This is a genomic window from Streptomyces sp. NPDC021212, from assembly GCF_044332925.1.
Lineage (GTDB): Bacteria > Actinomycetota > Actinomycetes > Streptomycetales > Streptomycetaceae > Streptomyces.
Window position 1 is genome coordinate 70,255 of the sequence record NZ_JBIRPZ010000009.1, and the last position, 24,812, is coordinate 95,066.

The 24,812-nt window shown below is 70.8% G+C and carries 20 protein-coding genes; 17 read left to right on the forward strand and 3 right to left on the reverse strand.

Annotated elements, in window-relative coordinates; all coding sequences use genetic code 11:
• The first annotated feature begins 45 nt into the window (after positions 1 to 45).
• Together ACH4SI_RS24360 and ACH4SI_RS24365 are read left to right on the forward strand one after the other, a co-directional pair.
• Positions 46 to 738 (forward strand): demethylmenaquinone methyltransferase, encoded by a 693-nt coding sequence (locus tag ACH4SI_RS24360; RefSeq protein WP_391171968.1) that lies wholly within the window; start codon positions 46 to 48, stop codon positions 736 to 738.
• 149 nt (positions 739 to 887) lie between these two features.
• Positions 888 to 2,210 (forward strand): geranylgeranyl reductase family protein, encoded by a 1,323-nt coding sequence (locus ACH4SI_RS24365; RefSeq protein ID WP_398298959.1) that lies wholly within the window; start codon positions 888 to 890, stop codon positions 2,208 to 2,210.
• Between the two features lie 13 nt (positions 2,211 to 2,223).
• On the opposite strand, the gene ACH4SI_RS24370 is transcribed toward ACH4SI_RS24365, so the two are convergent.
• Positions 2,224 to 3,009: a VOC family protein gene (locus ACH4SI_RS24370; protein WP_398298961.1), complete on the reverse strand. Its 786-nt coding sequence runs from the start codon at positions 3,007 to 3,009 to the stop codon at positions 2,224 to 2,226.
• A gap of 212 nt (positions 3,010 to 3,221) precedes the next feature.
• Here ACH4SI_RS24370 and ACH4SI_RS24375 point away from each other — a divergent pair, with 212 nt between their 5' ends.
• Entirely contained in the window at positions 3,222 to 3,641 is a 420-nt protein-coding gene (locus tag ACH4SI_RS24375) for a CBS domain-containing protein (protein WP_398298963.1), read from the forward strand.
• 119 nt (positions 3,642 to 3,760) lie between these two features.
• Here ACH4SI_RS24375 and ACH4SI_RS24380 read toward each other — a convergent pair whose 3' ends face one another.
• Entirely contained in the window at positions 3,761 to 4,573 is an 813-nt protein-coding gene (locus ACH4SI_RS24380; protein WP_398298965.1) for a C40 family peptidase, read from the reverse strand.
• A gap of 760 nt (positions 4,574 to 5,333) precedes the next feature.
• Between ACH4SI_RS24380 and ACH4SI_RS24385 the strand changes: the two genes are divergently transcribed.
• The 14 genes from ACH4SI_RS24385 to nuoN are packed head-to-tail and all read left to right on the forward strand — an operon-like array spanning position 5,334 to position 21,477.
• The gene (locus tag ACH4SI_RS24385; protein WP_398298967.1) at positions 5,334 to 5,693 is read left to right on the forward strand and encodes an NADH-quinone oxidoreductase subunit A; all 360 of its coding nucleotides are present in this window, start codon (positions 5,334 to 5,336) and stop codon (positions 5,691 to 5,693) included.
• 32 nt (positions 5,694 to 5,725) lie between these two features.
• On the forward strand, positions 5,726 to 6,280 hold the full coding sequence (locus tag ACH4SI_RS24390) for an NADH-quinone oxidoreductase subunit B family protein (RefSeq protein ID WP_361485071.1): 555 nt from the start codon (positions 5,726 to 5,728) through the stop codon (positions 6,278 to 6,280).
• Positions 6,277 to 7,014 carry an NADH-quinone oxidoreductase subunit C gene (locus ACH4SI_RS24395; protein WP_398298969.1) on the forward strand — a complete coding sequence of 246 codons (738 nt, stop codon included), beginning with the start codon at positions 6,277 to 6,279 and terminating at the stop codon, positions 7,012 to 7,014. The genes ACH4SI_RS24390 and ACH4SI_RS24395 overlap by 4 nt, the downstream gene beginning before the upstream one ends.
• Positions 7,014 to 8,348, forward strand: a complete 1,335-nt coding sequence (locus ACH4SI_RS24400; protein WP_398298971.1) for an NADH-quinone oxidoreductase subunit D — start codon at positions 7,014 to 7,016, stop codon at positions 8,346 to 8,348. The genes ACH4SI_RS24395 and ACH4SI_RS24400 overlap by 1 nt, the downstream gene beginning before the upstream one ends.
• 17 nt (positions 8,349 to 8,365) lie before the next feature.
• The gene (gene nuoE, locus ACH4SI_RS24405; RefSeq protein WP_398299486.1) at positions 8,366 to 9,175 is read left to right on the forward strand and encodes an NADH-quinone oxidoreductase subunit NuoE; all 810 of its coding nucleotides are present in this window, start codon (positions 8,366 to 8,368) and stop codon (positions 9,173 to 9,175) included.
• A complete protein-coding gene (gene nuoF / locus ACH4SI_RS24410) occupies positions 9,175 to 10,554 on the forward strand; it encodes an NADH-quinone oxidoreductase subunit NuoF (protein WP_398298973.1) in 1,380 nt (459 codons plus the stop codon). Before nuoE ends, nuoF begins: the two co-directional genes overlap by 1 nt.
• Positions 10,551 to 13,040 (forward strand): NADH-quinone oxidoreductase subunit G, encoded by a 2,490-nt coding sequence (locus tag ACH4SI_RS24415; RefSeq protein WP_398298975.1) that lies wholly within the window; start codon positions 10,551 to 10,553, stop codon positions 13,038 to 13,040. Before nuoF ends, ACH4SI_RS24415 begins: the two co-directional genes overlap by 4 nt.
• On the forward strand, positions 13,037 to 14,404 hold the full coding sequence (nuoH, locus tag ACH4SI_RS24420; RefSeq protein ID WP_398298977.1) for an NADH-quinone oxidoreductase subunit NuoH: 1,368 nt from the start codon (positions 13,037 to 13,039) through the stop codon (positions 14,402 to 14,404). The genes ACH4SI_RS24415 and nuoH overlap by 4 nt, the downstream gene beginning before the upstream one ends.
• Positions 14,394 to 15,038 carry an NADH-quinone oxidoreductase subunit NuoI gene (nuoI, locus tag ACH4SI_RS24425; RefSeq protein ID WP_398298979.1) on the forward strand — a complete coding sequence of 215 codons (645 nt, stop codon included), beginning with the start codon at positions 14,394 to 14,396 and terminating at the stop codon, positions 15,036 to 15,038. Before nuoH ends, nuoI begins: the two co-directional genes overlap by 11 nt.
• Positions 15,035 to 15,907: an NADH-quinone oxidoreductase subunit J gene (locus ACH4SI_RS24430; protein WP_398298981.1), complete on the forward strand. Its 873-nt coding sequence runs from the start codon at positions 15,035 to 15,037 to the stop codon at positions 15,905 to 15,907. The genes nuoI and ACH4SI_RS24430 overlap by 4 nt, the downstream gene beginning before the upstream one ends.
• The gene (nuoK, locus tag ACH4SI_RS24435) at positions 15,904 to 16,203 is read left to right on the forward strand and encodes an NADH-quinone oxidoreductase subunit NuoK (protein ID WP_009715954.1); all 300 of its coding nucleotides are present in this window, start codon (positions 15,904 to 15,906) and stop codon (positions 16,201 to 16,203) included. Before ACH4SI_RS24430 ends, nuoK begins: the two co-directional genes overlap by 4 nt.
• A gap of 16 nt (positions 16,204 to 16,219) precedes the next feature.
• Positions 16,220 to 18,160, forward strand: a complete 1,941-nt coding sequence (gene nuoL / locus ACH4SI_RS24440) for an NADH-quinone oxidoreductase subunit L (protein ID WP_398298984.1) — start codon at positions 16,220 to 16,222, stop codon at positions 18,158 to 18,160.
• 3 nt (positions 18,161 to 18,163) lie between these two features.
• The gene (locus ACH4SI_RS24445; RefSeq protein WP_398298986.1) at positions 18,164 to 19,828 is read left to right on the forward strand and encodes an NADH-quinone oxidoreductase subunit M; all 1,665 of its coding nucleotides are present in this window, start codon (positions 18,164 to 18,166) and stop codon (positions 19,826 to 19,828) included.
• The gene (gene nuoN / locus ACH4SI_RS24450; protein ID WP_398298988.1) at positions 19,825 to 21,477 is read left to right on the forward strand and encodes an NADH-quinone oxidoreductase subunit NuoN; all 1,653 of its coding nucleotides are present in this window, start codon (positions 19,825 to 19,827) and stop codon (positions 21,475 to 21,477) included. Before ACH4SI_RS24445 ends, nuoN begins: the two co-directional genes overlap by 4 nt.
• A gap of 598 nt (positions 21,478 to 22,075) precedes the next feature.
• On the opposite strand, the gene ACH4SI_RS24455 is transcribed toward nuoN, so the two are convergent.
• A complete protein-coding gene (locus ACH4SI_RS24455) occupies positions 22,076 to 24,808 on the reverse strand; it encodes a fumarate reductase/succinate dehydrogenase flavoprotein subunit (RefSeq protein WP_398299488.1) in 2,733 nt (910 codons plus the stop codon).
• Positions 24,809 to 24,812: the final 4 nt, after the last annotated feature.

Here is a 24,812-nt window from a genome sequence, read left to right on the forward strand (position 1 = left end):
CAACCCCTGCGCGGGGCGGCGCGGGGCGAGGTGAACAATGGGCGGGTGACCCGAGCATCCCTGGACAAGCAGCCGCACGAAGTCGCCGCCATGTTCGACGACGTGGCGGCCAACTACGACCTGACCAACGACGTGCTGTCGCTCGGCCAGGCTCGGCTGTGGCGCAAGGCGGTCGCCCGCGCCGTAGACGCCCGCCCCGGGGACCGGGTGCTCGACCTCGCCGCCGGTACGGGCACCTCCTCGCTGCCCTACGCGGAGGCCGGTGCGTACGTGGTGCCGTGCGACTTCTCGCTCGGCATGCTCCGCGAGGGCAAGCGCCGCCACCCGCGGCTGCCGCTGACGGCGGGCGACGCGACCCGGCTGCCCTTCGCGGACGGGGTCTTCGACGCCGTCACGATCTCCTTCGGGCTGCGCAACGTGCAGGACACCGACGGTGCGCTGCGCGAGATGCTGCGGGTGACCCGGCCGGGCGGGCGGCTGGTGATCTGCGAGTTCAGCCACCCCACGTGGGCCCCGTTCCGCACGGTCTACACCGAGTACCTGATGCGCGCGCTGCCGCCGATCGCGACGGCGGTCAGCAGCAGCCCGGACGCGTACGTCTACCTCGCCGAGTCCATCCGCGCCTGGCCCGACCAGCCCCGGCTCGCCGCCCGCCTCCGCGAGGCCGGCTGGGCCCGCCCGGCCTGGCGCAATCTGACCGGCGGCATCGTGGCCCTGCACCGGGCCACCCGTCCCTGACGCCGCGGCGATGGAAAGCCGTAGCACTGGCTGAGCTACGGTCAGGGAGGACCGCCCAGCGCAAGCGCCCGAGTGCCCCCACATAGACTGCACATGTCCAGTGCCCGGCGCGACCGGCACGCTGTTACCCAGGCCACGGGAGACCCTGCGTGAGCGAGACCGCACCCACCGCGAGCGCCACCGGAAGCGCATCCTCCGGGATCTCGGAGCGCAGCGCCGATGTGATCGTCGTCGGCGCCGGACCGGCCGGTTCCACTACGGCGTACCACCTGGCCAAGTCGGGACTCGACGTCCTGCTGCTGGAGAAGACGGCTTTCCCGCGCGAGAAGGTGTGCGGCGACGGTCTGACCCCGCGGGCGACCAAGCAACTCGTCGCGATGGGCATCGACATCTCCGAGGAAGCGGGCTGGCTGCGCAACCGGGGCCTGCGGATCATGGGCGGGGGGCATCGGCTGGAGCTGGACTGGCCGGACCTGGCCGAGTATCCGAATTACGGCCTGGTGCGTAAGCGCGACGACTTCGACGACCAGCTGGCGCGGCAGGCCCAGAAGGCCGGGGCGCGGCTGTACGAGCGCTGCAACGTGGGCGCCCCGATCGTCGACGACCGCACCGGCCGCATCACCGGCGTCGAGGCGAAGCTGGGCGAGGAGAAGACGCCCGTCACCTTCCACGCCCCGCTGGTCGTCGCCGCCGACGGCAACTCCACCCGGCTCTCGCTCGCCATGGGCCTGCACCGGCGCGACGACCGCCCGATGGGCGTGGCGGTGCGCACGTACTTCACCTCGCCCCGCCACGACGACGACTACCTCGAATCCTGGCTGGAGTTGTGGGACCGGCGCGGCGCGGAGGACCGGCTGCTGCCCGGCTACGGCTGGATCTTCGGCATGGGCGACGGTACGAGCAACGTCGGCCTCGGCGTGCTCAACACCTCCAACTCCTTCAAGGAGCTGGACTGGCGCGAGATCCTCAAGGCGTGGTGCGCGTCCATGCCGGAGGAGTGGGGCTACACCCCGGACAACATGACCGGCCCGATCCGCGGCGCGGCGCTCCCCATGGCCTTCAACCGCCAGCCGCACTACACCCGCGGGCTGCTGCTGGTCGGTGACGCGGGCGGCATGGTCAACCCGTTCAACGGCGAGGGCATCGCCTATGCGATGGAATCCGGCCAGATCGCGGCGGACGTGATCGTCCAGGCCCACTCCCGCACCACCCCGGCCCAGCGCGAAATGGCCCTCCGGCGCTACCCGCAGGTCCTCAAGGACGTGTACGGCGGCTACTACACGCTGGGCCGCGCGTTCGTGAAGCTGATCGGCAACCCGAAGGTGATGAAGCTGGCGACGCAGCGCGGGCTCACGCACCCGATGCTGATGCGCTTCACGCTGAAGCTGCTGGCCAACCTGACGGACCCGACGGGCGGCGACGCGATGGACCGCATCATCAACGGCCTGACGAAGGTGGCACCGCGCGCCTGACGCTTCGGAGCGCCTAGGCGGCGTCGGGGCTCGCGCTGGTGATCACGCCGAACGGGGCCCCGGCCACGTCCGTCAGCCACGCCATCCGCCCGATGCCCTCCGACGTCATGGCGGGCATCAGCACGGACCCGCCCAGCTCCTGACCCTTGGCGACGACCCGGTCGCAGTCCGCGACCTCGAAGTACGGCAGCCACTGCGGCGGCGTCGAATGCCCCTCCTGGAGCTGTGCGACGCCGCCGAAGGTGCGGTCCTTGCCGCCGTCGGCCGTCGACAGGACGGTGTACGTCCCGCCGGGGAAGGACATCTCCTCGTAGTCCCAGCCGAACACGGTGCGGTAGAAGGCGCGGGCCTCGGCGGGGTCGGGGGAGTGCAGCTCGGTCCAGCACAGCGAGCCGGGCTCGGTGACCGCCTCCAGACCGGACGTCTTGCCGGGCTGCCAGACCGCGAACCGGGCGCCGCCGGGGTCGGTGAACTGCCCCATCCGCCCCTCGTCGAAGACGTCGAACGGCGCGGCGCGCACGTGGCCGCCCGCCTGCACGACGGAGAGCGCGGTGGCGTCGGCGTCGGGCGTCTGGAAGTACGGGGTCCAGGCGGACCGTGACCCGGCGTCGGTGAGCGGGCCGAGGGCGGCGACGGTCTTGCGGCCGTGGGTGAAGAATCCGTATCCGCCCGCTTCGGGACCGGCCGACTCGAAGGCCCAGCCCAGCAGCCCGCCGTAGAAGGCCCGGGCCGCCTCGATGTCGGGGGCGCCGAGATCCAGCCAGTTGGGTGCGCCGGGGACGAAATCGGTGGTGAGCATGGCTGCTCCTTCAACGATCGTGCGCAAGGGGCTCATGTGGTGCTGTGACGACAGTTCTCAGTCTGGCACCGGGCGGTCGCGCGGGCCCGCCGACGGTGGTGACAATGAAGAGAAGGGGGCGCCGCGCGCGTCCGCCGCGGCGACGCCGGATCGATCGGGCCCACGGGCCGGTTCTTCCGCCGGTGGCCGGTGGGCCTTTACGGAGGTACACCATGACGAAGGCCGCAGACATCATGCACCCGGGCGCGCAGTGGATTCCGGCGACGGAGAACCTGGAGCGCGCCGCGCAGTTGATGCGCGATCTGGACGTGGGTGCGCTGCCCATCAGCGACAGCCAGGAGCGGCTGTGCGGCATTCTCACCGACCGCGACATCGTCGTCGGCTGTGTGGCCCAGGGCCACGATCCGTCCCGGATGACGACGGGGGACCTCGCCAAGGGCACGCCGCGCTGGATCAGCTCGGACGCCGACGTCTCGGAGGTGCTGCGGGAGATGGAGGATCACCGGATCCGCAGGCTGCCGGTGATCGACAAGAACAAGCGGCTGGTCGGCATGATCAGCGAGGCGGATCTGGCCCGGCACCTCTCCGAGCAGCAGATCGGCCAGTTCGTGGAGAAGGTCTACGCCACGTAGACGGGCGTGAGGCCGCCGTTCCACCACGAGCGGCGAGGAACGGCGGCCCCATGGCCGAAAACAGCCTGAATGAGCCGTAAAGGCGGCTCAGAGGCTCAGAGTCTCCGGGTCTCCGGGTCTCAGAGGACGCGCACGGCCCCGGTCGGCTGGTCGTAGTCCAGCGGACGCTCGACGATGCCCGTGCTCGGGTTCTGGGCGCCGATGAACTTGCCGCCGCCGACGTAGACGCCGACGTGGTACGCGCTGCCGGAGCTGCCCCAGTAGAGCAGGTCGCCCGGCTGAAGGTTGTCCAGCGACACCTGGGTGCCGACGGTCGACTGGTCCTGCGAGACCCGCGGCAGGTCGATGCCGACCTGCTTGAACGCGGCCTGGGTCAGGCTGGAGCAGTCGTAGGAGGACGGCCCGCTGGATCCCAGCACATACGCCTTGCCCAGCTGCGCCTTGAGGAAGCTGATCACCGAGGCGGCGTTGCCGGTGGCGTTCGAGACGGAGGTGGAGGCGGAGCTGGTGGAGAGGGTGGCGCGCTCGGCGGAGCGGGACGCCTTCTCGGCCCGGGCCTCGGCGGCGCGCTTGGCGGCGGCGCGGCGCGCCTCGGCCTCCCGCTTCTTCTTGTCGGCCTCCGCCTTTGCCTTCTTGGCGGCGGTCTTCGCGTGGGCGGCGGCCTGGTCCTGCTGGGCCTGGAGCTCGTAGCCGGAGGCCGCCTGCTGGGTGGCGGCAGCCGTCTGCGCGGCCGTGCTCGCCAGCGTGTCGCTGACGGTCGGCATCTCGAGCGTCGCCTCGGGGGCGGCGGGCTCGGCGGCGGAGGCGGGCACCGCAGCGCCGGCCACCGCGAGGGTGAGGAAGCCACCGGTCACCCCTGCGCGAAGTGCACGCGTGGGAGCCGCGGCACGGCGGGGCTTCCGGTGGCTGGGTATGTGTGCGATCGGGGACATAGGTCACTGGGTACCAGGGCCCAAAGGCCCGGATCAACAAAGGTGGGCTGCACCACATTGTGCATGTACACGCCCAAAATCCGGGCTGAATGATCTCCATCGCGGGCGCCGACGCCATGTCCGACTTCCTCGATCATGTGCGTACGCATGGCATTTGGCGTCACGCGGTCACGGCGGGCGGCCTATCACTGATGCGGCCCGCATAACAATGGTTCCCGTCAAATCGAGATCCACAACTCTTCCCGAGGTGGGATACCTCACTCAGTCGTGCCCTTTTTGTGAAGCTCGTGAACGGAAGCGTGAAGCGGTGTTCAAGGGGTGCCGGGCCGCGGCTCGGGCCGGGGTCGAGTGAGGGAGCCGAGTGAGGTTCGGGCCGGGGGCCGGCCGGGGGGGGGTCACTCGCGCGAATGGCGACCCAATATCAGCTGACGACGCCCCTCTCAAATTTGCTTGTATGTACCATATCTTGGTAGAGGCGCAACGCGCTCACCTGTGATGACGTCCTCGAATGTCACCTCTCGTGACCGAATGGATGCTTCACGTACAAGATCACCGCTCATCCGACTTCATGATCCTTCGTCAGGTGGTGGAGATCACAAAGACGTTGGTGCACCCCGTGTCGCAGATCACAGACCGACGGGCATAAGATGCAGGCGAAACGGGCTTGTGAACTGCCTCACATGAGCACGATCTTCGTGGGGCGACGGCACGTCCGTGCGGTCCGCCAGCCAGTCATCGTCGACTGAAGGGAGCGAGGACGGTGAACGCATACGCGCCCATCCTCGTACTGGGAGCCCTCGGGGCAGCTTTTGCGATCTTCTCGGTGCTCATGGCCGCGATCATCGGCCCCAAGCGCTACAACCGGGCCAAGCTCGAGGCCTACGAGTGCGGCATCGAGCCGACTCCGCATCCGGCCGGCGGTGGGCGCTTCCCCATCAAGTACTACCTGACGGCGATGCTCTTCATCGTCTTCGACATCGAGATCGTCTTCCTCTACCCCTGGGCCGTCACCTTCGACGCCCTCGGGTTGTTCGGGCTCGTGGAGATGCTCCTCTTCGTGCTCACCGTCTTCGTCGCCTACGTGTACGTCTGGCGGCGCGGCGGCCTGGAGTGGGACTAAAGGGGCTCAAGAGGAGATAGGGGAAACAGCGCATGGGTATCGAAGAGAAACTTCCGAGCGGGTTCCTGCTGACCACCGTCGAACAGGCCGCCGGGCTGGCCCGTAAGTCCTCCGTCTTCCCGGCCACCTTCGGCCTGGCCTGCTGCGCCATCGAAATGATGACGACGGGCGCCGGACGGTACGACCTGGCCCGCTTCGGTATGGAAGTCTTCCGCGGCTCGCCCCGGCAGGCCGATCTGATGATCGTCGCCGGGCGGGTCAGCCAGAAGATGGCTCCGGTGCTGCGCCAGGTCTACGACCAGATGCCGAACCCGAAGTGGGTCATCTCGATGGGCGTGTGCGCCTCCAGCGGCGGCATGTTCAACAACTACGCGATCGTGCAGGGCGTCGATCACATCGTCCCCGTCGACATCTATCTGCCCGGCTGCCCGCCGCGGCCCGAGATGCTTTTGGACGCGATCCTCAAACTGCACCAGAAGATCCGCGAGGAGAAGCTCGGCGTGAACCGCGAGCGTGCGGCCCGTGAGGCGGAGGAAGCGGCGATGAAGGCGCTCCCGACGATCGAGATGAAGGGGCTGCTGAGGTGACAGTGAACGGTAACGGGGTCAACCCCGAGAAGGACCTCAACGCCGAGAACCTCCCCGGCCACCGCGGCGACGAGGGCGAGCCGATCCGCGTCCAGCGCGGCATGTTCGGCGCCAACAACGGCGGCGACACCACCGGCTACGGCGGCCTGGTGCGCCCCGTACGGCTGCCGGGGCAGGCCACCCGCCCGTACGGGGGCTGGTTCGACGAGGTCGCCGACGAACTCGAAGGCGCGCTGGAGGAGCAGGACCTGCTCCCGGCGAACGCGATCGAGAAGACCGTCGTGGACCGCGACGAGCTGACCTTCCACATCGCCCGCGAGCACCTGCCGCGGGTCGCCCGGACCCTGCGCGACGACCCGGCGCTCCGCTTCGAGCTGTGCACGGGCGTCAGCGGCGTGCACTTCCCCGGCGACAAGGGCCGTGAGCTGCACGCCGTCTACCACCTGCGGTCGATCACCCATAACCGGGTGATCCGGCTGGAGGTGAGCGCCCCGGACAGCGATCCGCACATCCCGTCGGTCGTCGACGTCTATCCGACCAACGACTGGCACGAGCGGGAGACCTACGACTTCTTCGGCATCGTCTTCGACGGTCACCCCGCACTGACGCGGATCATGATGCCCGACGACTGGCAGGGCTTCCCGCAGCGCAAGGACTACCCGCTCGGCGGCATCCCCGTCGAGTACAAGGGCGCCCAGATCCCGGCTCCGGACCAGCGGAGGTCGTACAGCTGATGTCTGCACCCCATGCAACCCCCTCCGCCTCCGCGCGCGAGACCACCGAGGGCACCGTCTACACCGTCACCGGCGGCGACTGGGACGAGGTCGTGGCCGCCGCGGCGAAGGCCGACGACGAGCGGATCATCGTCAACATGGGTCCGCAGCACCCCTCCACCCACGGGGTGCTCCGGCTGATCCTGGAGATCGACGGCGAGACGGTCACCGAGGCCCGCTGCGGAATCGGCTACCTGCACACCGGGATCGAGAAGAACCTCGAATTCCGGAACTGGACGCAGGGCACCACGTTCGTGACGCGCATGGACTATCTGACGCCCTTCTCCAACGAGGCGGCGTACTGCCTGGGCGTCGAGAAGCTGCTCGGCGTCGAGGACCAGATCCCGGACCGCGCCTCCGTCATCCGGGTGCTGATGATGGAGCTGAACCGGATCTCCTCCCATCTGGTGTGCATCGCCACCGGTGGCATGGAACTGGGCGCGACCACCGTCATGATCTACGGCTTCCGCGACCGCGAACTGGTCCTGGACCTCTATGAGCTGATCACCGGCCTGCGGATGAACCACGCGTACATCCGGCCCGGCGGCCTCGCCCAGGATCTGCCGCCCGGCGCGGTCGACCAGATCCGCGCGTTCCTGAAGACGATGCGCAAGAACCTGGTCGAGTACGACAAGCTCGCGACCGGGAACCCGATCTTCAAGGCCCGCCTCCAGGACGTCGGCTACCTCGACATCGCGGGCTGCATGGCGCTCGGCGTGACCGGCCCGATCCTGCGCTCCACCGGCCTGCCGCACGATCTGCGCAAGGCCCAGCCGTACTGCGGCTACGAGACGTACGACTTCGAGGTGCCGACCACCGACACCTGCGACGCGTACGGCCGCTTCCTGGTCCGGCTGGAGGAGATGCGCCAGTCGCTGCGGATCGTCGAGCAGTGCCTGGACCGGCTGGAGCCCGGGCCGGTGATGGTCGCGGACAAGAAGATCGCCTGGCCCGCGCAGCTCGCGCTCGGGGCGGACGGGCTCGGCAACTCCCTCGACCACATCAAGAACATCATGGGCACCTCCATGGAGGCCCTCATCCACCACTTCAAGCTGGTGACCGAGGGATTCCGGGTCCCGCCCGGACAGACGTACGTGGCCGTCGAGTCGCCCAAGGGCGAGCTGGGCGTGCACATGGCCAGCGACGGCGGCACGCGTCCGTACCGCGTCCACTTCCGCGATCCGTCGTTCACCAATCTGCAGGCCGTGGCGGCCATGTGCGAGGGCGGCCAGGTCGCCGACGTGATCGTCGCCGTCGCGTCCATCGACCCCGTGATGGGAGGTGTCGACCGGTGAGTGATGTGACACTCGGGATGCCGCAGCTGCCGGCCCCCGACTACCCGGCCGAGGTGAGGTCCCGGCTCGAAGCGGACGCCGCGGAGGTGATCGCCCGCTACCCGGACAGCCGCAGCGCCCTGCTGCCGCTGCTGCACCTGGTGCAGTCCGAGGAGGGCCATGTCACCCGCACCGGCATGCGGTTCTGCGCCGAGATGCTGGACCTGACCACCGCCGAGGTCACCGCGGTCGCCACCTTCTACACCATGTACCGGCGCAAGGCCTCGGGCGACTACCAGGTCGGGGTGTGCACCAACACCCTGTGCGCGGTGATGGGCGGGGACGCGATCTTCGAAGAGCTGCAGCGCCATCTGGAGCTGGGCAACGGGGAGACCACCGAGGACGGCAAGGTCACCCTGGAACACATCGAGTGCAACGCGGCCTGCGACTTCGCCCCCGTGGTGATGGTCAACTGGGAGTTCTTCGACAACCAGACGGTCGACTCCGCCAAGCGGCTGGTCGACGACCTCAGGGCGGACCGCACGGTCACCCCGACCCGCGGCGCGCCGCTGTGCACGTTCAAGGAGACCGCGCGCATCCTCGCCGGTTTCCCCGACCCGCGCCCCGGAGCCGTCGAGGCCGGTGGCTCCGCCGGTCCCGCCTCGCTCGTCGGACTCCGGCTGGCCAAGGGGGAGGAGGCGCCCGGCCGGGTCGTCTCCCCGAGGCACGGAGGCGCACCACAGGACGAGACGCCGCCGACGCATCCCAGCTCGCACGACGCGCCGCAGCGGACCTCGGCCTCCGATCCGCACCACCCGTCAGGTCCGGTCGCCGAGGAGGGGGAGTGATGACCGTGACGACCGAGCGATCCGAGCACAGCCCCGAGAAGCTGCTGGCCCCCGTGCTCTCCGCGCACTGGGACGAGGCGAACTCCTGGACGCTGCGCGCCTATTTGCGGCACGAGGGCTATCAGGGGAGCGCCAAGGCGCTCGCCATGGACCCCGACGCCGTGATCGCGCTGGTGAAGGACGCCGGACTGCGCGGCCGCGGCGGCGCCGGCTTCCCCACCGGAATGAAGTGGCAGTTCATTCCGCAGGGCGACGGCAAGCCGCACTACCTCGTCGTCAACGCCGACGAGTCGGAACCCGGCACCTGCAAGGACATCCCCCTTCTCTACGCCAATCCGCACGCCCTCATCGAGGGCATGGTCATCGCCTGCCACGCCATCCGCTCCGAACACGCCTTCATCTACCTGCGCGGTGAGACCGTGCCGGTGCTGCGGAGGCTGCACGAGGCCGTGCGAGAGGCATACGAGGCGGGCTACCTGGGCACGGCCGAGCGGCGCAGGCAGAAACTCGGGGTGGACGGGCTTCCGGGCCTCGACATCACGGTGCACGCGGGCGCGGGTGCGTACATCTGCGGTGAGGAGACCGCGCTGCTGGACTCGCTGGAGGGGCGCCGTGGCCAGCCCCGGCTGCGGCCTCCCTTCCCCGCGGTCGCCGGTCTGTACGCGTGCCCCACTGTTGTCAACAACGTCGAATCCATCGCCTCGGTTCCCTCGATCCTGAACAAGGGCAAGGAATGGTTCCGGGCGATGGGCAGCGAGAAGTCCCCGGGCTTCACGCTCTACTCGCTGTCCGGCCATGTGGCCAACCCCGGCCAGTTCGAGGGGCCGCTCGGCATCACGCTGCGCCAGCTGCTCGACATGAGCGGCGGCATGCGCCCCGGCCACCGGCTGAAGTTCTGGACGCCCGGCGGCTCGTCCACCCCGCTGCTCACCGAGGAGCACCTCGACGTCCCGCTGGACTACGAGGGCGTCGGCGCGGCCGGGTCGATGCTGGGCACAAAGGCCCTCCAGTGCTTCGACGAGACCACCTGCGTGGTGCGGGCGGTGACCCGCTGGACCGAGTTCTACGCGCATGAATCCTGCGGCAAGTGCACACCCTGCCGCGAGGGCACGTACTGGCTGGTGCAGCTGCTGCGCGACATCGAGGCGGGCAAGGGGCGCATGGCCGACCTCGACAAGCTGGCCGACATCGCCGACAACATCAACGGCAAGTCGTTCTGCGCGCTGGGCGACGGCGCCGCCAGCCCCATCTTCTCTTCGCTCAAGTACTTCCGCGCGGAGTACGAGCAGCACATCACCGGGGGAGGCTGTCCCTTCGACCCGGCCAAGTCCACCGTCTGGGCCGACGAGCCGCGCACCACTCTGGGGGTGACCGCATGACCGTGACCACCAACGCACCCTCGGGAGGCGGGGAGGCGGCCGTGCCGCGAGAGGATCTGGTCTCCGTCACCATCGACGGGATCGAGATCTCCGTCCCGAAGGGGACGCTGGTCATCCGCGCCGCCGAACTCCTCGGGATCGAGATCCCGCGCTTCTGCGACCATCCGCTGCTCGACCCCGCGGGCGCCTGCCGCCAGTGCATCGTCGAGGTGGAGGGCCAGCGCAAGCCGATGGCCTCCTGCACCATCACCTGCACCGACGGCATGGTCGTGAAGACCCAGCTCACCTCGCCGGTCGCCGAGAAGGCGCAGCGCGGGGTGATGGAGCTGCTGCTGATCAACCATCCGCTGGACTGCCCGGTCTGCGACAAGGGCGGTGAATGCCCGCTGCAGAACCAGGCGATGAGCGCCGGGCAGGCCGACAGCCGCTTCGAGGGCCAGAAGCGCACGTTCGAAAAGCCGGTGCCGGTCTCGGCCCAGGTGCTGCTGGACCGCGAGCGCTGTGTGCTGTGCGCGCGCTGCACCCGCTTCTCCAACCAGATCGCGGGCGACCCGATGATCGAGCTGCTGGAGCGCGGCGCGCTCCAGCAGGTGGGCACCGGCGAGGGCGACCCGTTCGAGTCGTACTTCTCCGGCAACACCATCCAGATCTGCCCGGTGGGCGCGCTCACCTCGGCCGCGTACCGCTTCCGCTCCCGCCCCTTCGACCTGGTCTCCTCGCCGAGCGTGTGCGAGCACTGCGCGGGCGGCTGCGCGACCCGCACCGACCACCGGCGCGGCAAGGTGATGCGGCGGCTCGCGGCGGACGACCCGGAGGTCAACGAGGAGTGGATCTGCGACAAGGGCCGCTTCGGCTTCCGCTACGCCCAGCTCCCCGACCGGCTCACCACCCCGCTGGTGCGCAGCCGCGAGTCGGGGAAGCTGGAACCGGCGGGCTGGCCCGAGGCCCTGGCCGCCGCGGCCGAGGGGCTGGCCGCGGCGCGCGGCCGCACCGGGGTGCTGACCGGCGGCCGGCTGACCGTCGAGGACGCGTACGCGTACGCCAAGTTCGCGCGGACCGTCCTGGAGACCAACGACATCGACTTCCGGGCCCGGGCGCACAGCGACGAGGAGGCCGACTTCCTGGCCGCCCACATCGCGGGCCGCGGCCGTGACCTGGACGGCAGCGGACTGACGTACGCCGCGCTGGAGAAGGCGCCGGCGGTGCTGCTGGCCGGGTTCGAGGCCGAGGAGGAGTCGCCCGGCGTCTTCCTGCGGTTGCGCAAGGCGCACCGCAAGCACGGACAGCGCACCTTCTCGCTCGCCACCCACGCCACCCGGGGCCTTACGAAGGCGGGCGGCACCCTGCTGCCGGCCGCGCCCGGCACCGAGACCGAGTGGCTGGACGCGATCGCGGGACGCACGGGTCTGGACGAGGACGGCGAGGCGGCCGCCGACGCGCTGCGCCAGGAGGGCGCGGTCATCGTCGTCGGCGAGCGGCTGGCGTCGGTGGCGGGCGGACTGACCGCCGCCGTACGGGCCGCGGCCGCCACCGGCGCCACGCTCGCGTGGATCCCGCGCCGGGCGGGCGAGCGGGGCGCGGTCGAGGCGGGCGCGCTGCCCGGGCTGCTGCCCGGCGGCCGCCCGGCGCACGACCCGCGGGCCCGCGAGGAGACCGCCGAGGTGTGGGGGATCTCCGATCTGCCGCACCAGGTGGGCCGCGACACCGGCCAGATCGTCGAGGCCGTGGCGAGCGGCGGGCTCGGCGCGCTGCTGGTCGGCGGGGTCGAGGTCGCGGATCTGCCCGATCCGGAACGGGCCGTGGCCGCCTTGGACGCGGCGGAGTTCGTGGTCAGCCTGGAACAGCGGCCCTCGGAGGTCACCGAGCGGGCGGATGTGGTGCTTCCGGTCGCGGCGGTCGTCGAGAAGTCCGGCACGTTCCTCAACTGGGAGGGCCGGGCCCGGCCGTTCGAGGCCGCGCTCAAACCGGATCAGATGACCCGCCGTCACACTCTCCCGGACGCCCGGGTGCTGCACATGCTGGCCGACGCGCTCGACAAGGACCTGGGCCTGCCGGACGTGGCGGCCGCCCGCACCGAGCTGACCCGGCTGGGCACCTGGCAGGGGCTGCGCGCCACCGCCCCGCTGGAGACCGGGGGCCCGCTGCCCCGGCCCGCCGAGGGCGAGGCGGTGCTCGCCGGTCACCGGCTGCTGCTCGACCAGGGACGGCTCCAGGAGGGCGATCCGGCGCTGGCCGCGACCCGGCACGCCGCGGTGGCCCGGCTCTCGGCGGCGACCGCCGAGGAGGCGGGGGTGCGCGACGGCCAGACGCTCCGCGTCACCGGCCCGGCCGGCTCCGTCCACCTGCCTCTGTGCGTGACCCCGATGCCCGACCGGGTCGTCTGGCTGCCGCTGGCCTCCACGGGCGGCGGCGCGCAGCGCGACCTGGGGGCCCGCCCCGGTGACGTCGTCACGATCACCGCTCCCGCGACGGAGGTGACCGCATGAGGTATCTCGCCGCAGAGGACCTGTCGATGTTCGGCCGCGACCCGTGGTGGCTGATCCTGATCAAGGTCGTCTTCTGCTTCGCGTTCCTGATGCTGACGGTGCTGATCTCCATCGTCATGGAGCGCAAGGTGATGGGCTGGATGCAGCTGCGCATCGGCCCGAACCGGCACGGGCCCTGGGGCATGCTGCAGTCCCTCGCGGACGGCGTGAAGCTGATGCTCAAGGAGGACGTGGTCGTCAAGGGCGCCGACAAGGTGGTCTACGTCCTGGCGCCGATCGTCGCGGCCATCCCCGCCTTCATGGCGGTCGCGGTGATCCCGTTCGGACCGGCCGGCGGGGAGGTGTCGGTCTTTGGGCACCGCACCGCGATGCAGCTGACCGACCTGCCGATCGCCGTCCTCTACATCCTCGCCACCGCCTCCGTCGGCATCTACGGCATCGTGCTGGCGGGCTGGTCGTCCGGGTCGACGTACCCGCTCCTCGGCGGCCTGCGCTCCTGCGCCCAGATGATCAGCTACGAGATCGCGATGGGCCTGTCGTTCGCGGCGGTGTTCCTCTACTCCGGGTCGATGTCGACCTCGCAGATCGTCGCCTCCCAGCAGGACCGCTGGTACGTGGTGCTGCTCCCGGTCTCGTTCCTCATCTACATCGTGGCGATGGTCGGGGAGACCAACCGGGCGCCGTTCGACATGCCGGAGTCCGAGGGCGACCTGGTGGGCGGCTTCAACACCGAGTACTCGTCGATCAAGTTCGCGCTGTTCATGCTCGCCGAGTACATCAACATGGTCACCGTCTCGATGGTCGCCGTGACCCTCTTCCTCGGCGGCTGGCGGGCACCCTGGCCGATCAGCACCTTCTGGGAGGGCGCCAACCACGGCTGGTGGCCGCTGCTGTGGTTCCTCGGCAAGGTCGTCTCGTCGCTGTTCGTCTTCATCTGGATCCGCGCCTCGGTGCCCCGGGTGCGCTACGACCAGTTCATGAAGCTGGGCTGGAAGGTCCTCATCCCGATCTCGATGGTCTGGCTGATGCTGGTCGCCACCGTGCGGGCGCTGCGCAACGAGAACTACGACAACCAGTCCATTGTCCTGTACGTCGGCGGCGCGGTGATCGCGCTGCTGCTGCTGTCCTTCGTCGTCGACGTCTTCCGCGACCGCGGGGTGGCGGCGAAGGGCGAGGCCGGAGCTGCGGTGGAGGAGGGCCCCGAGCCCGCCTTCGACCCGATGGCGGGCGGATTCCCGGTACCGCCGCTGCCCGGCCAGTCCCTGCCGCCCGTACCGCGACGGCGCTCCCGACAGGACCGGGAGCTGATTGTCAGTGGTGGCCCCGACACTGTCAGTGACGGAAAGGAGGCCGATGGTGTCTGACTTCCAGAACCCGGTGGCCGGCTTCGGCGTGACCTTCAAGGCCATGTTCAAGAAGCGGCTGACCGAGCAGTACCCCGAGGAGAAGAAGCCCACCGCGCCCCGCTTCCACGGACGTCACCAGCTCAACCGGCATCCGGACGGGCTGGAGAAGTGCATCGGATGCGAGCTGTGCGCCTGGGCCTGCCCGGCGGACGCGATCTATGTGGAGGGCGCGGACAACACCGAGGAGGAGCGCTACTCCCCGGGTGAGCGCTACGGCCGCGTCTACCAGATCAACTATCTGCGCTGCATCCTGTGCGGCCTGTGCGTCGAGGCGTGCCCCACCCGGGCGCTGACCATGACCAATGACTACGAGCTGGCCGACCGCACCCGCGAATCGCTCATCTACACCAAGGAGGAGCTGCTCGCGGGGCTCACCGAGGGCATGGTCGACAGCCCGCACGCCATCTACCCGGGGATGGACGAGCAGGACTACTACCGGGGGCTGGTGACCGAGGCCGCGCCCGGGACGACCCGTCAGACCGCGGTCAGCAAGGGCGAGACCCTGTCCGACCAGGCCGCGGGCAACGAGGAGATCCAAGCCGAGGCGCAGGCCGAGGCACAGGGGGAGTCGCAGCAGGGGGTGCAGGCATGAGCGGCGCACTGGCCGCGGCGGCCACCACCACCTCCACCGGTGAGGCCCTCCAGTTCTGGGTGCTCGGCACGGTCGCCGTGATCGGCGCGCTGTGCACGATCCTGATGCGCAAGGCCGTGCACAGCGCCCTGAGCCTGGCCGGCACCATGATCGTCCTGGCGATCTTCTACCTCGCCAACGGGGCGTATTTCCTGGGCGTCGTCCAGATCGTCGTCTACACCGGCGCGATCATGATGCTCTTCCTCTTCGTCGTGATGCTGGTCGGTGTCACCGCGGCCGATTCGCTGAAGGAGACCCTGAAGGGGCAGCGCTGGCTCGCCGCCCTGTGCGGGCTCGGCTTCGGCATCCTGCTGTGCGCCGGAATCGGGAACGCCTCGCTGAAGACGTTCGCCGGGCTGGGGCAGGCCAACTCCGGCGGCAATGTGGAGGGTCTGGCGGCCCTGGTCTTCACCAAGTACGTGTTCGCGTTCGAGATCACCGGCGCGCTGCTGATCACCGCGGCGGTCGGCGCGATGGTGCTGACCCACCGCGAGCGCACCGAGCGCGCGCTCAGCCAGCGCGAGCAGTCCGAGGCGCGGGTGCGCACCGGCAAGCACGTCCCGCCGCTGCCCGCCCCGGGTGTCTACGCCCGGCACAACGCGGTGGACATCCCCGGTCTGCTGCCGGACGGCACGACCTCCGAGCTGAGCGTCAACGCGACGCTGCGCGGCCGCGGCCAGGTCCGGGACGTCTCCGGTGAGGCGCTGGCGGAGCTGGCGGCGCTGGAGCAGCGCTCGGAGCGCTGGCTGGGGCGGCGGAAGCCTGAGGGCGGCGAGGACGCCGGCAGCGCCTCCGAGGACGCCGAGCACCACAAGGGAGTCGCCAAGTGAATCCGGTCAACTACCTCTACCTGGCCGCCCTGTTGTTCACCATCGGTGCGGCCGGGGTCGTGATCCGGCGGAACGCGATCGTCCTCTTCATGTGCGTCGAGCTGATGCTGAACGCGTGCAACCTGGCGTTCGTCACCTTCTCCCGGCTGCACGGCAACCTCGACGGCCAGATCATCGCGTTCTTCACGATGGTCGTCGCGGCGGCGGAGGTCGTGGTCGGCCTCGCGATCATCGTGACCGTCTTCCGCTCCCGCCATTCGGCCTCGGTCGACGACGCCAGCCTGATGAAGCTCTAGAAGGGGTCGCGTTCAAGTGGAGAACCTCATCGGATTGCTCGTCGCGGCCCCGCTGCTCGGCGCGGCCCTGCTGCTGTGCGGCGGCAGGCGGCTGGACCGCACGGGCCACTACCTCGGCACGGTGCTCGCGGGCGCCTCCTTCGTGATCGGTGCCGTGCTCTTCGCCGACATGCTCGGCCGGGGCGAGCACGACCGCGCCCTGCACAGCCAGGTCTTCAGCTGGATTCCGGTGGGCGGCTTCCGCGCGGACGTCGCCTTCCAGCTCGACCAGCTGTCGATGACCTTCGTCCTGCTGATCTCGGGTGTGGGCACGCTGATCCACATCTACTCGATCGGCTATATGGCGCACGACGAGCGGCGCCGCCGCTTCTTCGGCTATCTCAATCTCTTCCTCGCGGCCATGCTGCTGCTCGTCCTCGCCGACAACTACCTGCTGCTGTACGTCGGCTGGGAGGGCGTCGGCCTCGCCTCGTACCTGCTCATCGGCTTCTGGCAGCACAAGCCGAGCGCGGCGACGGCGGCGAAGAAGGCGTTCATCGTCAACCGCGTCGGCGACATGGGGCTGTCCATCGCGATCATGCTGATGTTCACGACCTTCGGGACCTTCGCCTTCGCGCCCGTCCTTTCGCACGCGAACGACGCGAGCGAGGGCAAGCTCACCGCCATCGGGCTGATGCTGCTGCTCGCCGCGTGCGGCAAGTCGGCCCAGGTGCCGCTGCAGTCCTGGCTCGGCGACGCGATGGAGGGCCCGACCCCGGTCTCGGCCCTGATCCACGCGGCGACCATGGTGACCGCGGGCGTCTACCTGATCACCCGCTCCGGCGCGATCTTCAACGCCGCGCCCGACGCACAGGCGGCGGTGGTCGCGGTCGGCGCGGTCACGCTGCTCTTCGGTGCGATCGTCGGTTGCGCGAAGGACGACATCAAGAAGGCCCTCGCCGGGTCCACCATGTCGCAGATCGGCTACATGATCCTGGCCGCCGGGCTCGGCCCGATCGGCTACGTCTTCGCGATCATGCACCTGGTCACCCACGGCTTCTTCAAGGCGGGCCTGTTCCTCGGCGCCGGGTCGGTCATGCACGCCATGAACGACGAGGTCGACATGCGCAAGTACGGGGGCCTGCGGAAGTACATGCCGGTCACCTTCGTCACCTTCGGGCTCGGCTACCTCGCCATCATCGGCTTCCCGGGGCTCTCCGGCTTCTGGTCCAAGGACAAGATCATCGAGGCGGCCTTCGCCAAGGGCGGCACCGAGGGCTGGATCCTCGGCGGCGCGGCCCTGCTGGGCGCGGCCATCACCGCGTACTACATGACGCGCGTGATGCTGATGACCTTCTTCGGCGAGAAGCGGTGGGAGCCCGCGCCCGACCCGGACAAGGCGCCCAGCGTCGAGCCCGGTATCGATGTGCGCCCCGGCGAGCTGCCGCATCCGCACGAGTCGCCGAAGTCCATGACCATCCCCATGATCGTCCTGGCCTTCGGGTCGGTCTTCGCGGGCGGGCTGTTCAGCCTGAACGACGCGTTCCTGAAGTGGCTGGAGCCGGTCACCGGCCACAGCCACGGCGACTCCCCGCTCAGCGCCGCCGCGGTCACCGCCGGGACGATGGTCGTGCTCGCCATCGGCGTGGCCCTCGCCTGGGCGCAGTACGGCCGCAAGCCCGTGCCGCGCACCGCGCCGCGCGGCTCCCTGCTCACCCGGGCCGCCCGCCGCGACCTGCTCCAGGACGACTTCAACCACGTCGCGCTCGTCCAGCCCGGCCGCTACCTCACCCGCGGCCTGGTCTACGTCGACCACAAGCTGGTCGACGGGGTGGTCAACGGCACCGCGGCCGGGGTCGGCGGACTTTCCGGCCGATTGCGCAAGCTCCAGAACGGCTACGCCCGTACGTACGCGGTCTCGATGTTCGGCGGTACGGCGGTGCTCATCGCCGCGACCCTGCTGATGAGGGCGGTCTGAGTCATGTCCTTTCCCCTGCTGACGGCCACGGCCGCGGTGCCCGCCCTGGGCGCCGTCGCCACCGCCGCCGTGCCCGCCGCCCAGCGTGCCGCCGCCAAGTGGGTGGCGCTGGCCTTCTCCCTCGTCACCCTCGCCCTCGCGGCGGTCGTCGCGGTCCGGTTCGACCCCGGCGGCGGCCGCTTCCAGCTCACCGAATCCCACGCCTGGATCAAGGACTTCGGGGTCCGCTACGAGCTGGGCGTGGACGGCATCGCGGTGGCCCTGATCGCGCTCACCGCCGTGCTCATCCCCTTCATCATCCTGGCGGGCTGGCATGACGCCGACCCGCTGGAAGGCGCCCGGCCCAACCGCCGCTGGCGGCCCACCCAGGGCTTCTTCGCGCTGATCCTGCTGGTCGAGGCGATGGTGGTGATCTCCTTCGAGGCCACCGACGTCTTCCTCTTCTACATCTTCTTCGAAGCCATGCTCATCCCGATGTACTTCCTCATCGGCGGCTTCGGGGACCGGGCCGGGGAGCGGTCCGAGGAGGAGACGGCGACCCAGCGCTCCTACGCCGCCGTGAAGTTCCTGCTCTACAACCTGGCCGGCGGGCTGATCATGCTGGCCGCGGTGGTCGGTCTCTACGCGGTCACCGCCGACGACCTGGGCACCGGCACCTTCTCGCTCCAGCAGATCGTGGACGCCCGGGCGAGCGGACAGCTCGACTTCGCGACCGGCACCGAACGGCTGCTGTTCCTGGGCTTCTTCTTCGCCTTCGCGGTGAAGGCCCCGCTGTGGCCGCTGCACACCTGGCTGCCCAACGCGATGGGCGAGTCCACGTCCCCCGTCGCCGTCCTGATCACCGCGGTCGTCGACAAGGTCGGCACCTTCGCGATGCTCCGCTTCTGCCTCCAGCTCTTCCCCGAGGCCAGCAAGTGGGCCACCCCGGTGATCCTGGTGCTCGCGCTCATCAGCATCATCTACGGCGCGCTGCTGGCCATCGGCCAGCGGGACATCAAGCGGCTGATCGCCTACGCGTCGATCTCCCACTTCGGCTTCATCATCCTCGGCATCTTCGCCATGACCACCCAGGGCCAGGGCGGCGCCACCCTCTACATGGTCAATCACGGGATCTCGACCGCCGCGCTGATGCTGGTGGCCGGGTTCCTCATCACCCGGCGCGGCTCGCGGCTCATCGCGGACTACGGCGGCGTGCAGAAGGTCGCCCCGGTGCTCGCCGGCACCTTCCTGATCGGCGGTCTGGCCACCCTCTCGCTGCCCGGGCTCGCGCCCTTCATCAGCGAATTCCTGGTGCTCGTCGGCGCGTTCAGCCGCTATCCGGTGGTCGGCGTGATCGCCACCATCGGCATCGTGCTCGCCGCGTTGTACGTCCTGATCCTCTACCAGCGCACCATGACCGGCCCGGTGAAGGAGGAGGTGCGCTCCATGCCCGATCTGCGGCCGCGCGAGCTGCTCGTCGTCGCGCCGCTGATCGCGCTGCTGCTCTTCCTCGGCGTCTACCCCAAGCCGCTGACGGCGATCGTCAACCCGGCGGTCGACCACACGCTGTCCGTGGTGGACGAGAAGGATCCCAAGCCCGATCACCCCGTCACCGACGCGGGCTGGTTCCACTACAGCCCCAAGCCCGAGGGTGCGTCCCACGACGGTGCTTCCGGAGGTGCCAAGTGACCCACGCGGCCACTGTCCACAGCCTGTGGACGACAGCGGCGGCGGCGCCCGACAAGATCCCCGCGCCGCACATCGAGTACGGGCAGCTGGCGCCCACCCTGATCGTCCTCGGCGCCGCGATCATCGGCGTACTGATCGAGGCGTTCCTGCCGCGCGCCCAGCGGTACGCCGCGCAGCTGTTCGTCTCCGTCGTCTCCCTCGCCGCGGCCTTCGCGGCCGTCATCGGCCTCGCCGCGAGCGACTACGGCACCGGAAAGGCCCATGTCGCGGCCATGGGTGCCGTCGCCGTCGACGGGCCCGCGCTCTTCCTCCAGGGCACCATTCTCCTGGTCGCGCTGGTCTCGGTGTTCACCTTCGCCGAGCGGCGGCTCGACCCGGTCGTCCACGGCAACCGCGTCGACAACTTCGCGGCCCAGGCCGCCGCCGTGCCCGGCGGCGAGGCCGAAAAGGCCGCCGTCAAGGCCGGGTTCACCACCACCGAGGTCTTTCCGCTGGTCCTCTTCGCGGTGGGCGGCATGCTCGTCTTCCCCGCCGCGAACGATCTGCTGACCCTCTTCGTGGCGCTGGAGGTCTTCTCCCTCCCGCTGTACGTCCTGTGCGCGCTCGCCCGGCGCCACCGGATGCTCTCCCAGGAGTCCGCCGTCAAGTACTTCCTGCTCGGCGCCTTCTCCTCCGCGTTCCTGCTCTTCGGGATCGCCCTGCTGTACGGGTACGCGGGCACCGTGGCGTACGCCGGTATCGCCGACGTCGTCGACGGCCAGGTCCGCAACATCACCCCGGCGCTCGCCGGGACCATGGGCAACGACGCGCTGCTGCTCCTCGGCGGGGCGCTGGTGCTGATGGGTCTGCTGTTCAAGATCGGCGCCGTGCCGTTCCACATGTGGACCCCGGACGTCTACCAGGGCGCCCCCACCCCGGTCACCGGCTTCATGGCCGCGGCCACGAAGGTGGCGGCCTTCGGCGCGCTGCTGCGGTTGCTGTACGTCGTGCTGCCGGGGCTGCGCTGGGACTGGCGGCCGGTGATGTGGGGCGTCGCCATCGTCACCATGCTGGGCGGCGCGATCGTCGCCGTCACCCAGACCGATGTGAAGCGGCTGCTGGCCTACTCCTCCATCGCGCACGCCGGTTTCATCCTGGCCGGTGTCATCGCCACGACCCCCGAGGGCATCTCCTCCGTCCTCTTCTACCTCGCCGCGTACTCCTTCGTGACCCTCGGCGCCTTCGCCGTGGTCACCCTGGTGCGCGACGCGGGCGGCGAGGCCACCCACCTGTCGAAGTGGGCCGGGCTCGGCCGCCGTTCGCCCCTGGTGGCCGCCGTGTTCGCGGTCTTCCTGCTGGCGTTCGCCGGTATCCCGCTGACCAGTGGTTTCGCGGGGAAGTTCGCGGTGTTCAAGGCGGCGGCGGATGGGGGTGCGGGTGCGCTGGTCGTGATCGGTGTGATCTCGTCCGCGATCGCGGCCTTCTTCTACATCCGGGTCATCGTGCTGATGTTCTTCAGCGAACCGCGCACCGACGGCCCCTCGGTGGCCGTCCCGAGCCCCCTGACGTCCTCGGCGATCGCGATCGGCGTGGCGGTCACTGTGGTGCTGGGCGTGGCGCCGCAGTACTTCCTCGACCTGGCAGGCCAGGCGGGCGTCTTCGTGCGCTGAGCGCTCCGCCTCTGGACCCCTGCCTCGGCCGGGACACCGCAGACGGTGTCCCGGCCGAGGCGCGTCTTGCCCCACCCTGCCGCGTGGCCGAGCCAGGGTGCTGCGCCCCCTGGACCCTCGCCCCGGCGGGGGCGCGCTGGGGCGTGTCCGGCCACGTGGCCGCGCCCGGTGCCAGGCGGCTGAGGGCTTGGGGGCCGAACAATTCCCCACCCCGCCCCTTCCCGAACCCAGGGACTGCGCCCCTGGACCCCGCCCCGGCGGGGCACCGTTGATGGTGTCCCGGCCGAGGCGCGGTGCGTGGCCCACGGGGGACCGCCCGGCGGGGCGGGTGGCGGCCCAGGGCTTGGCTCGTCGGCACCAGCCCGCGGGGGCGGTGGGGCGTGCAGTCCGGCCATCAGCGCGGCTCGGCCTTGCCGCGGGGCGGCCCCAGGCGCGGGGCGGAGCCCCGCAGCGGGGGGCCAGGGGGCGGAGCCCCCTGGGATCGGGTAGGGGCGGGGTGGGGAGACGCACCCGCTGGGCGCGCTCAGCCCGGCGCCGGCGGTGGGGCGGAGCCCCGAGGCCGGGCGCCCAGGGGGCAGCCCCCTGGTTCGGGTGGGGGCTAGGCCGGTGCCTTCGCCGCGTAGGCGCGGACGTCGGCGTCCGGGTCGGCGCGGACCGAGGCCAGGGCCTCGCGGGCGGCCGGTTCGTGCCCCGCCAGCGGCAGCAGCGCCAGCACCGCCGCCTTCCGGACATCGGCGTGCGCGTCGGACAGGGCCCGGGCCAGGGCGGGGACGCCCAGGCCCGGCGCGGCGGCGGACAGGGCCGTCGCCGCTCCCTTGCGCACCTGCCAGGCGGGATCGTCCAGCGCCGCCACCGCCTCGGCGTCCAGTGGGGCCGGGCATCCGGCCGGGGCCAGGGCCTCCAGGGCGGCGGCCCGTACGAGGACGTCCGGGTCCCGCAGCAGCGGGGCGAGCAGCCGCCGGGCCTGCGCCGAAGGGCCGCCGGGCGCCAGGGTGCCCAGGGCGCCCGCCGTCGCCACCCGCACCTCACGGGAGGCGTCCGCGGCTCCCGGTTCCAGCGCGGCGAGCGCGTCCACCGACACCAGCCCCCGCACGGCCTGGAGACGGACCTCGATCGCCGCGTCCGTCAGCGCCTTCGCGAACAGTTCCGCGTCGCCGAGTCCGAGTACGCGCAGGACGTCGAGGGCCGCTGCCCGCACTGATGGGTCGGTCACCGTGAGGGCGCGGATCAGGGGTTCGCCCAAGGCGGCGTCCGGGGGCAGGACCTCCACCAGTTCGCGCAGGCCCGCCGCGGCCCCGGCGCGTACCCCGGCGTCCGGGTCGGCCAGCGCCGCCGCCAGGGCCGGGCCGGTGCCCGGCGGGGCGGTCTCGGTGAGCGTGGCGACGGCGGCCCGGCGGACCGCGGGGTCCGGGTCGGCCAGATAGGGCCGGAGGGCCGGGAGTTCGGGCTGTTCCTCGGCGAGGGCGAGGAGTTCGAGGATGCGGGGGGAGGAGGCCACGGCCGACGCCCCCGCCTCCTCGTGCCGGGGGCCGCCGACGGGCGTTCCCGATCCGCGCGGTGCGGCCTCGCGCGGTCCCGCCGTGGCGACCTGCTCGGGGCGCACCTCGCCGATCCGGCGGGGCTCCCCGCCCACCGGCGTGTACTCGTCGATCGGCACGAGGTACGGGGCCACCGGCCGGGCCGTGAACTCCATCGCCCCCGAGGCCGACTTCCGCAGATCCAGATGGTGCAGCCAGTCGGTGTCGTTCCGCCGCGGGTGGTCCGTGCGCTCGTGGTAGAGCCCCCAGCGGCTCTCGGTCCGGGCGAGCGAGGACCGCGCCGCCATCTCGGCGCAGTCGCGGATGAAGGTGACCTCCGCGCACCGCATCAGTTCGTGCGGGGTGCGGGCGCCCATGGCGGCGATGTCCCCGCGCATCCGCTCGAACGCCTCGACGGCCAGCGACAGCCGGGCGCCGCTCTTGGGCGGGGCGACGTAGTCGTTGACGAAGCGCCGCAGCTTGTACTCGACCTGCGGCTGCGGCGGCCCGTCCGGGTTCCGCAGCGGACCGTAGACGAGGGCGTGCGCGTCGGCGAGCTGGTCGCGCGGGAGTTCGCCGTCGTACGCCCGGTGCCGGGCGGCGTCCGCGCCCGCCAGATCGCCGAAGACGAAGGCCCCGATCATGTAGTTGTGGGGTACGCACGCCAGGTCCCCGGCCGCGTACAGCCCCGGCACCGTGGTGCGCGCGTGGTCGTCGACCCGTACGCCCGAGGCCGAATGGCCGCCGCACAGGCCGATCTCGGAGATGTGCATCTCCACGTCGTGGGTGCGGTAGTCATGGCCGCGGCCCGCGTGGAAGGCGGCGCGGGTGGGGCGTTCGGTGGAGTGCAGGATGCCTTCCAGCGCGGCCACGGACTCCTCCGGCAGATGGCTGAGCTTGAGGTAGACCGGGCCGCGCTCGCTCGCCACCTCCGCCGCGAATTCGGACATCATCTGCCCCGACCAGTAGTCGGAGTCGACGAACCGCTCACCGTGCCGGTTGACCTGGTAGCCGCCGAAGGGGTTGGCGACATAGGCGCAGGCCGGGCCGTTGTAGTCCTTGATCAGCGGGTTGATCTGGAAGCATTCGATCCCGGTCAGCTCGGCGCCCGCGTGGTACGCCATGGCATAGCCGTCGCCCGCGTTGGTGGGGTTCTCGTACGTCCCGTACAGATAGCCGCTGGCGGGCAGCCCGAGCCGGCCGCACGCCCCGGTGGCGAGGATGACGGCCCCGGCCCGGACGGCGACGAAGTCCCCGGTGCGGGTGTGGAAGGCGGCGGCGCCGACGGCCCGGCCGCCCGCGGTCAGGACGCGGACCGGCATGAGCCGGTTCTCGATCCGGATCCGCTCGCGCATCTCGCGCCGCCGCAGCTGCCGGTAGAGGACCTTCTTGACGTCCTTGCCCTCGGGCATCGGCAGGACGTACGAGCCGGAGCGGTGCACCTGGCGGACCGCGTACTCGCCGTGCTCGTCCTTCTCGAACTTCACCCCGTACCGCTCCAGGCGCTTGACCATGTCGAAGCCCCGGGTGGCGGTCTGCCGGACGGTGGACTGGTCGACGACGCCGTCGTTGGCGCGGGTGATCTCGGCGACGTAGTCGTCGGGTTCGGCCCGGCCGGGGACGACGGCGTTGTTGACGCCGTCCATGCCCATCGCGAGCGCGCCGGAGTGCCGGACGTGCGCCTTCTCCAGCAGGAGGACGTCTGCCCCGCGCTCGGCGGCGGTGAGCGCGGCCATGGTGCCGGCCGTGCCGCCGCCGATGACCAGGACGTCGCAGGTCAGCTCCTCGGCCGCGTCGAGGGAGGGGATCTCCAGGGTT

Coding starts and splice junctions, on each gene's coding strand:
- ACH4SI_RS24375 (WP_398298963.1), top strand. CDS start 3,222: ATGACGAAGGCCGCAGACATCATGCACCCGGGCGCGCAGTGGATTCCG.
- ACH4SI_RS24430 (WP_398298981.1), top strand. CDS start 15,035: ATGAGCGGCGCACTGGCCGCGGCGGCCACCACCACCTCCACCGGTGAG.
- ACH4SI_RS24370 (WP_398298961.1), bottom strand. CDS start 3,009: ATGCTCACCACCGATTTCGTCCCCGGCGCACCCAACTGGCTGGATCTC.
- nuoI (WP_398298979.1), top strand. CDS start 14,394: ATGGTGTCTGACTTCCAGAACCCGGTGGCCGGCTTCGGCGTGACCTTC.
- nuoE (WP_398299486.1), top strand. CDS start 8,366: ATGCCGCAGCTGCCGGCCCCCGACTACCCGGCCGAGGTGAGGTCCCGG.
- ACH4SI_RS24380 (WP_398298965.1), bottom strand. CDS start 4,573: ATGTCCCCGATCGCACACATACCCAGCCACCGGAAGCCCCGCCGTGCC.
- ACH4SI_RS24415 (WP_398298975.1), top strand. CDS start 10,551: ATGACCGTGACCACCAACGCACCCTCGGGAGGCGGGGAGGCGGCCGTG.
- ACH4SI_RS24390 (WP_361485071.1), top strand. CDS start 5,726: ATGGGTATCGAAGAGAAACTTCCGAGCGGGTTCCTGCTGACCACCGTC.
- nuoF (WP_398298973.1), top strand. CDS start 9,175: ATGACCGTGACGACCGAGCGATCCGAGCACAGCCCCGAGAAGCTGCTG.
- nuoH (WP_398298977.1), top strand. CDS start 13,037: ATGAGGTATCTCGCCGCAGAGGACCTGTCGATGTTCGGCCGCGACCCG.
- ACH4SI_RS24445 (WP_398298986.1), top strand. CDS start 18,164: ATGTCCTTTCCCCTGCTGACGGCCACGGCCGCGGTGCCCGCCCTGGGC.
- ACH4SI_RS24400 (WP_398298971.1), top strand. CDS start 7,014: ATGTCTGCACCCCATGCAACCCCCTCCGCCTCCGCGCGCGAGACCACC.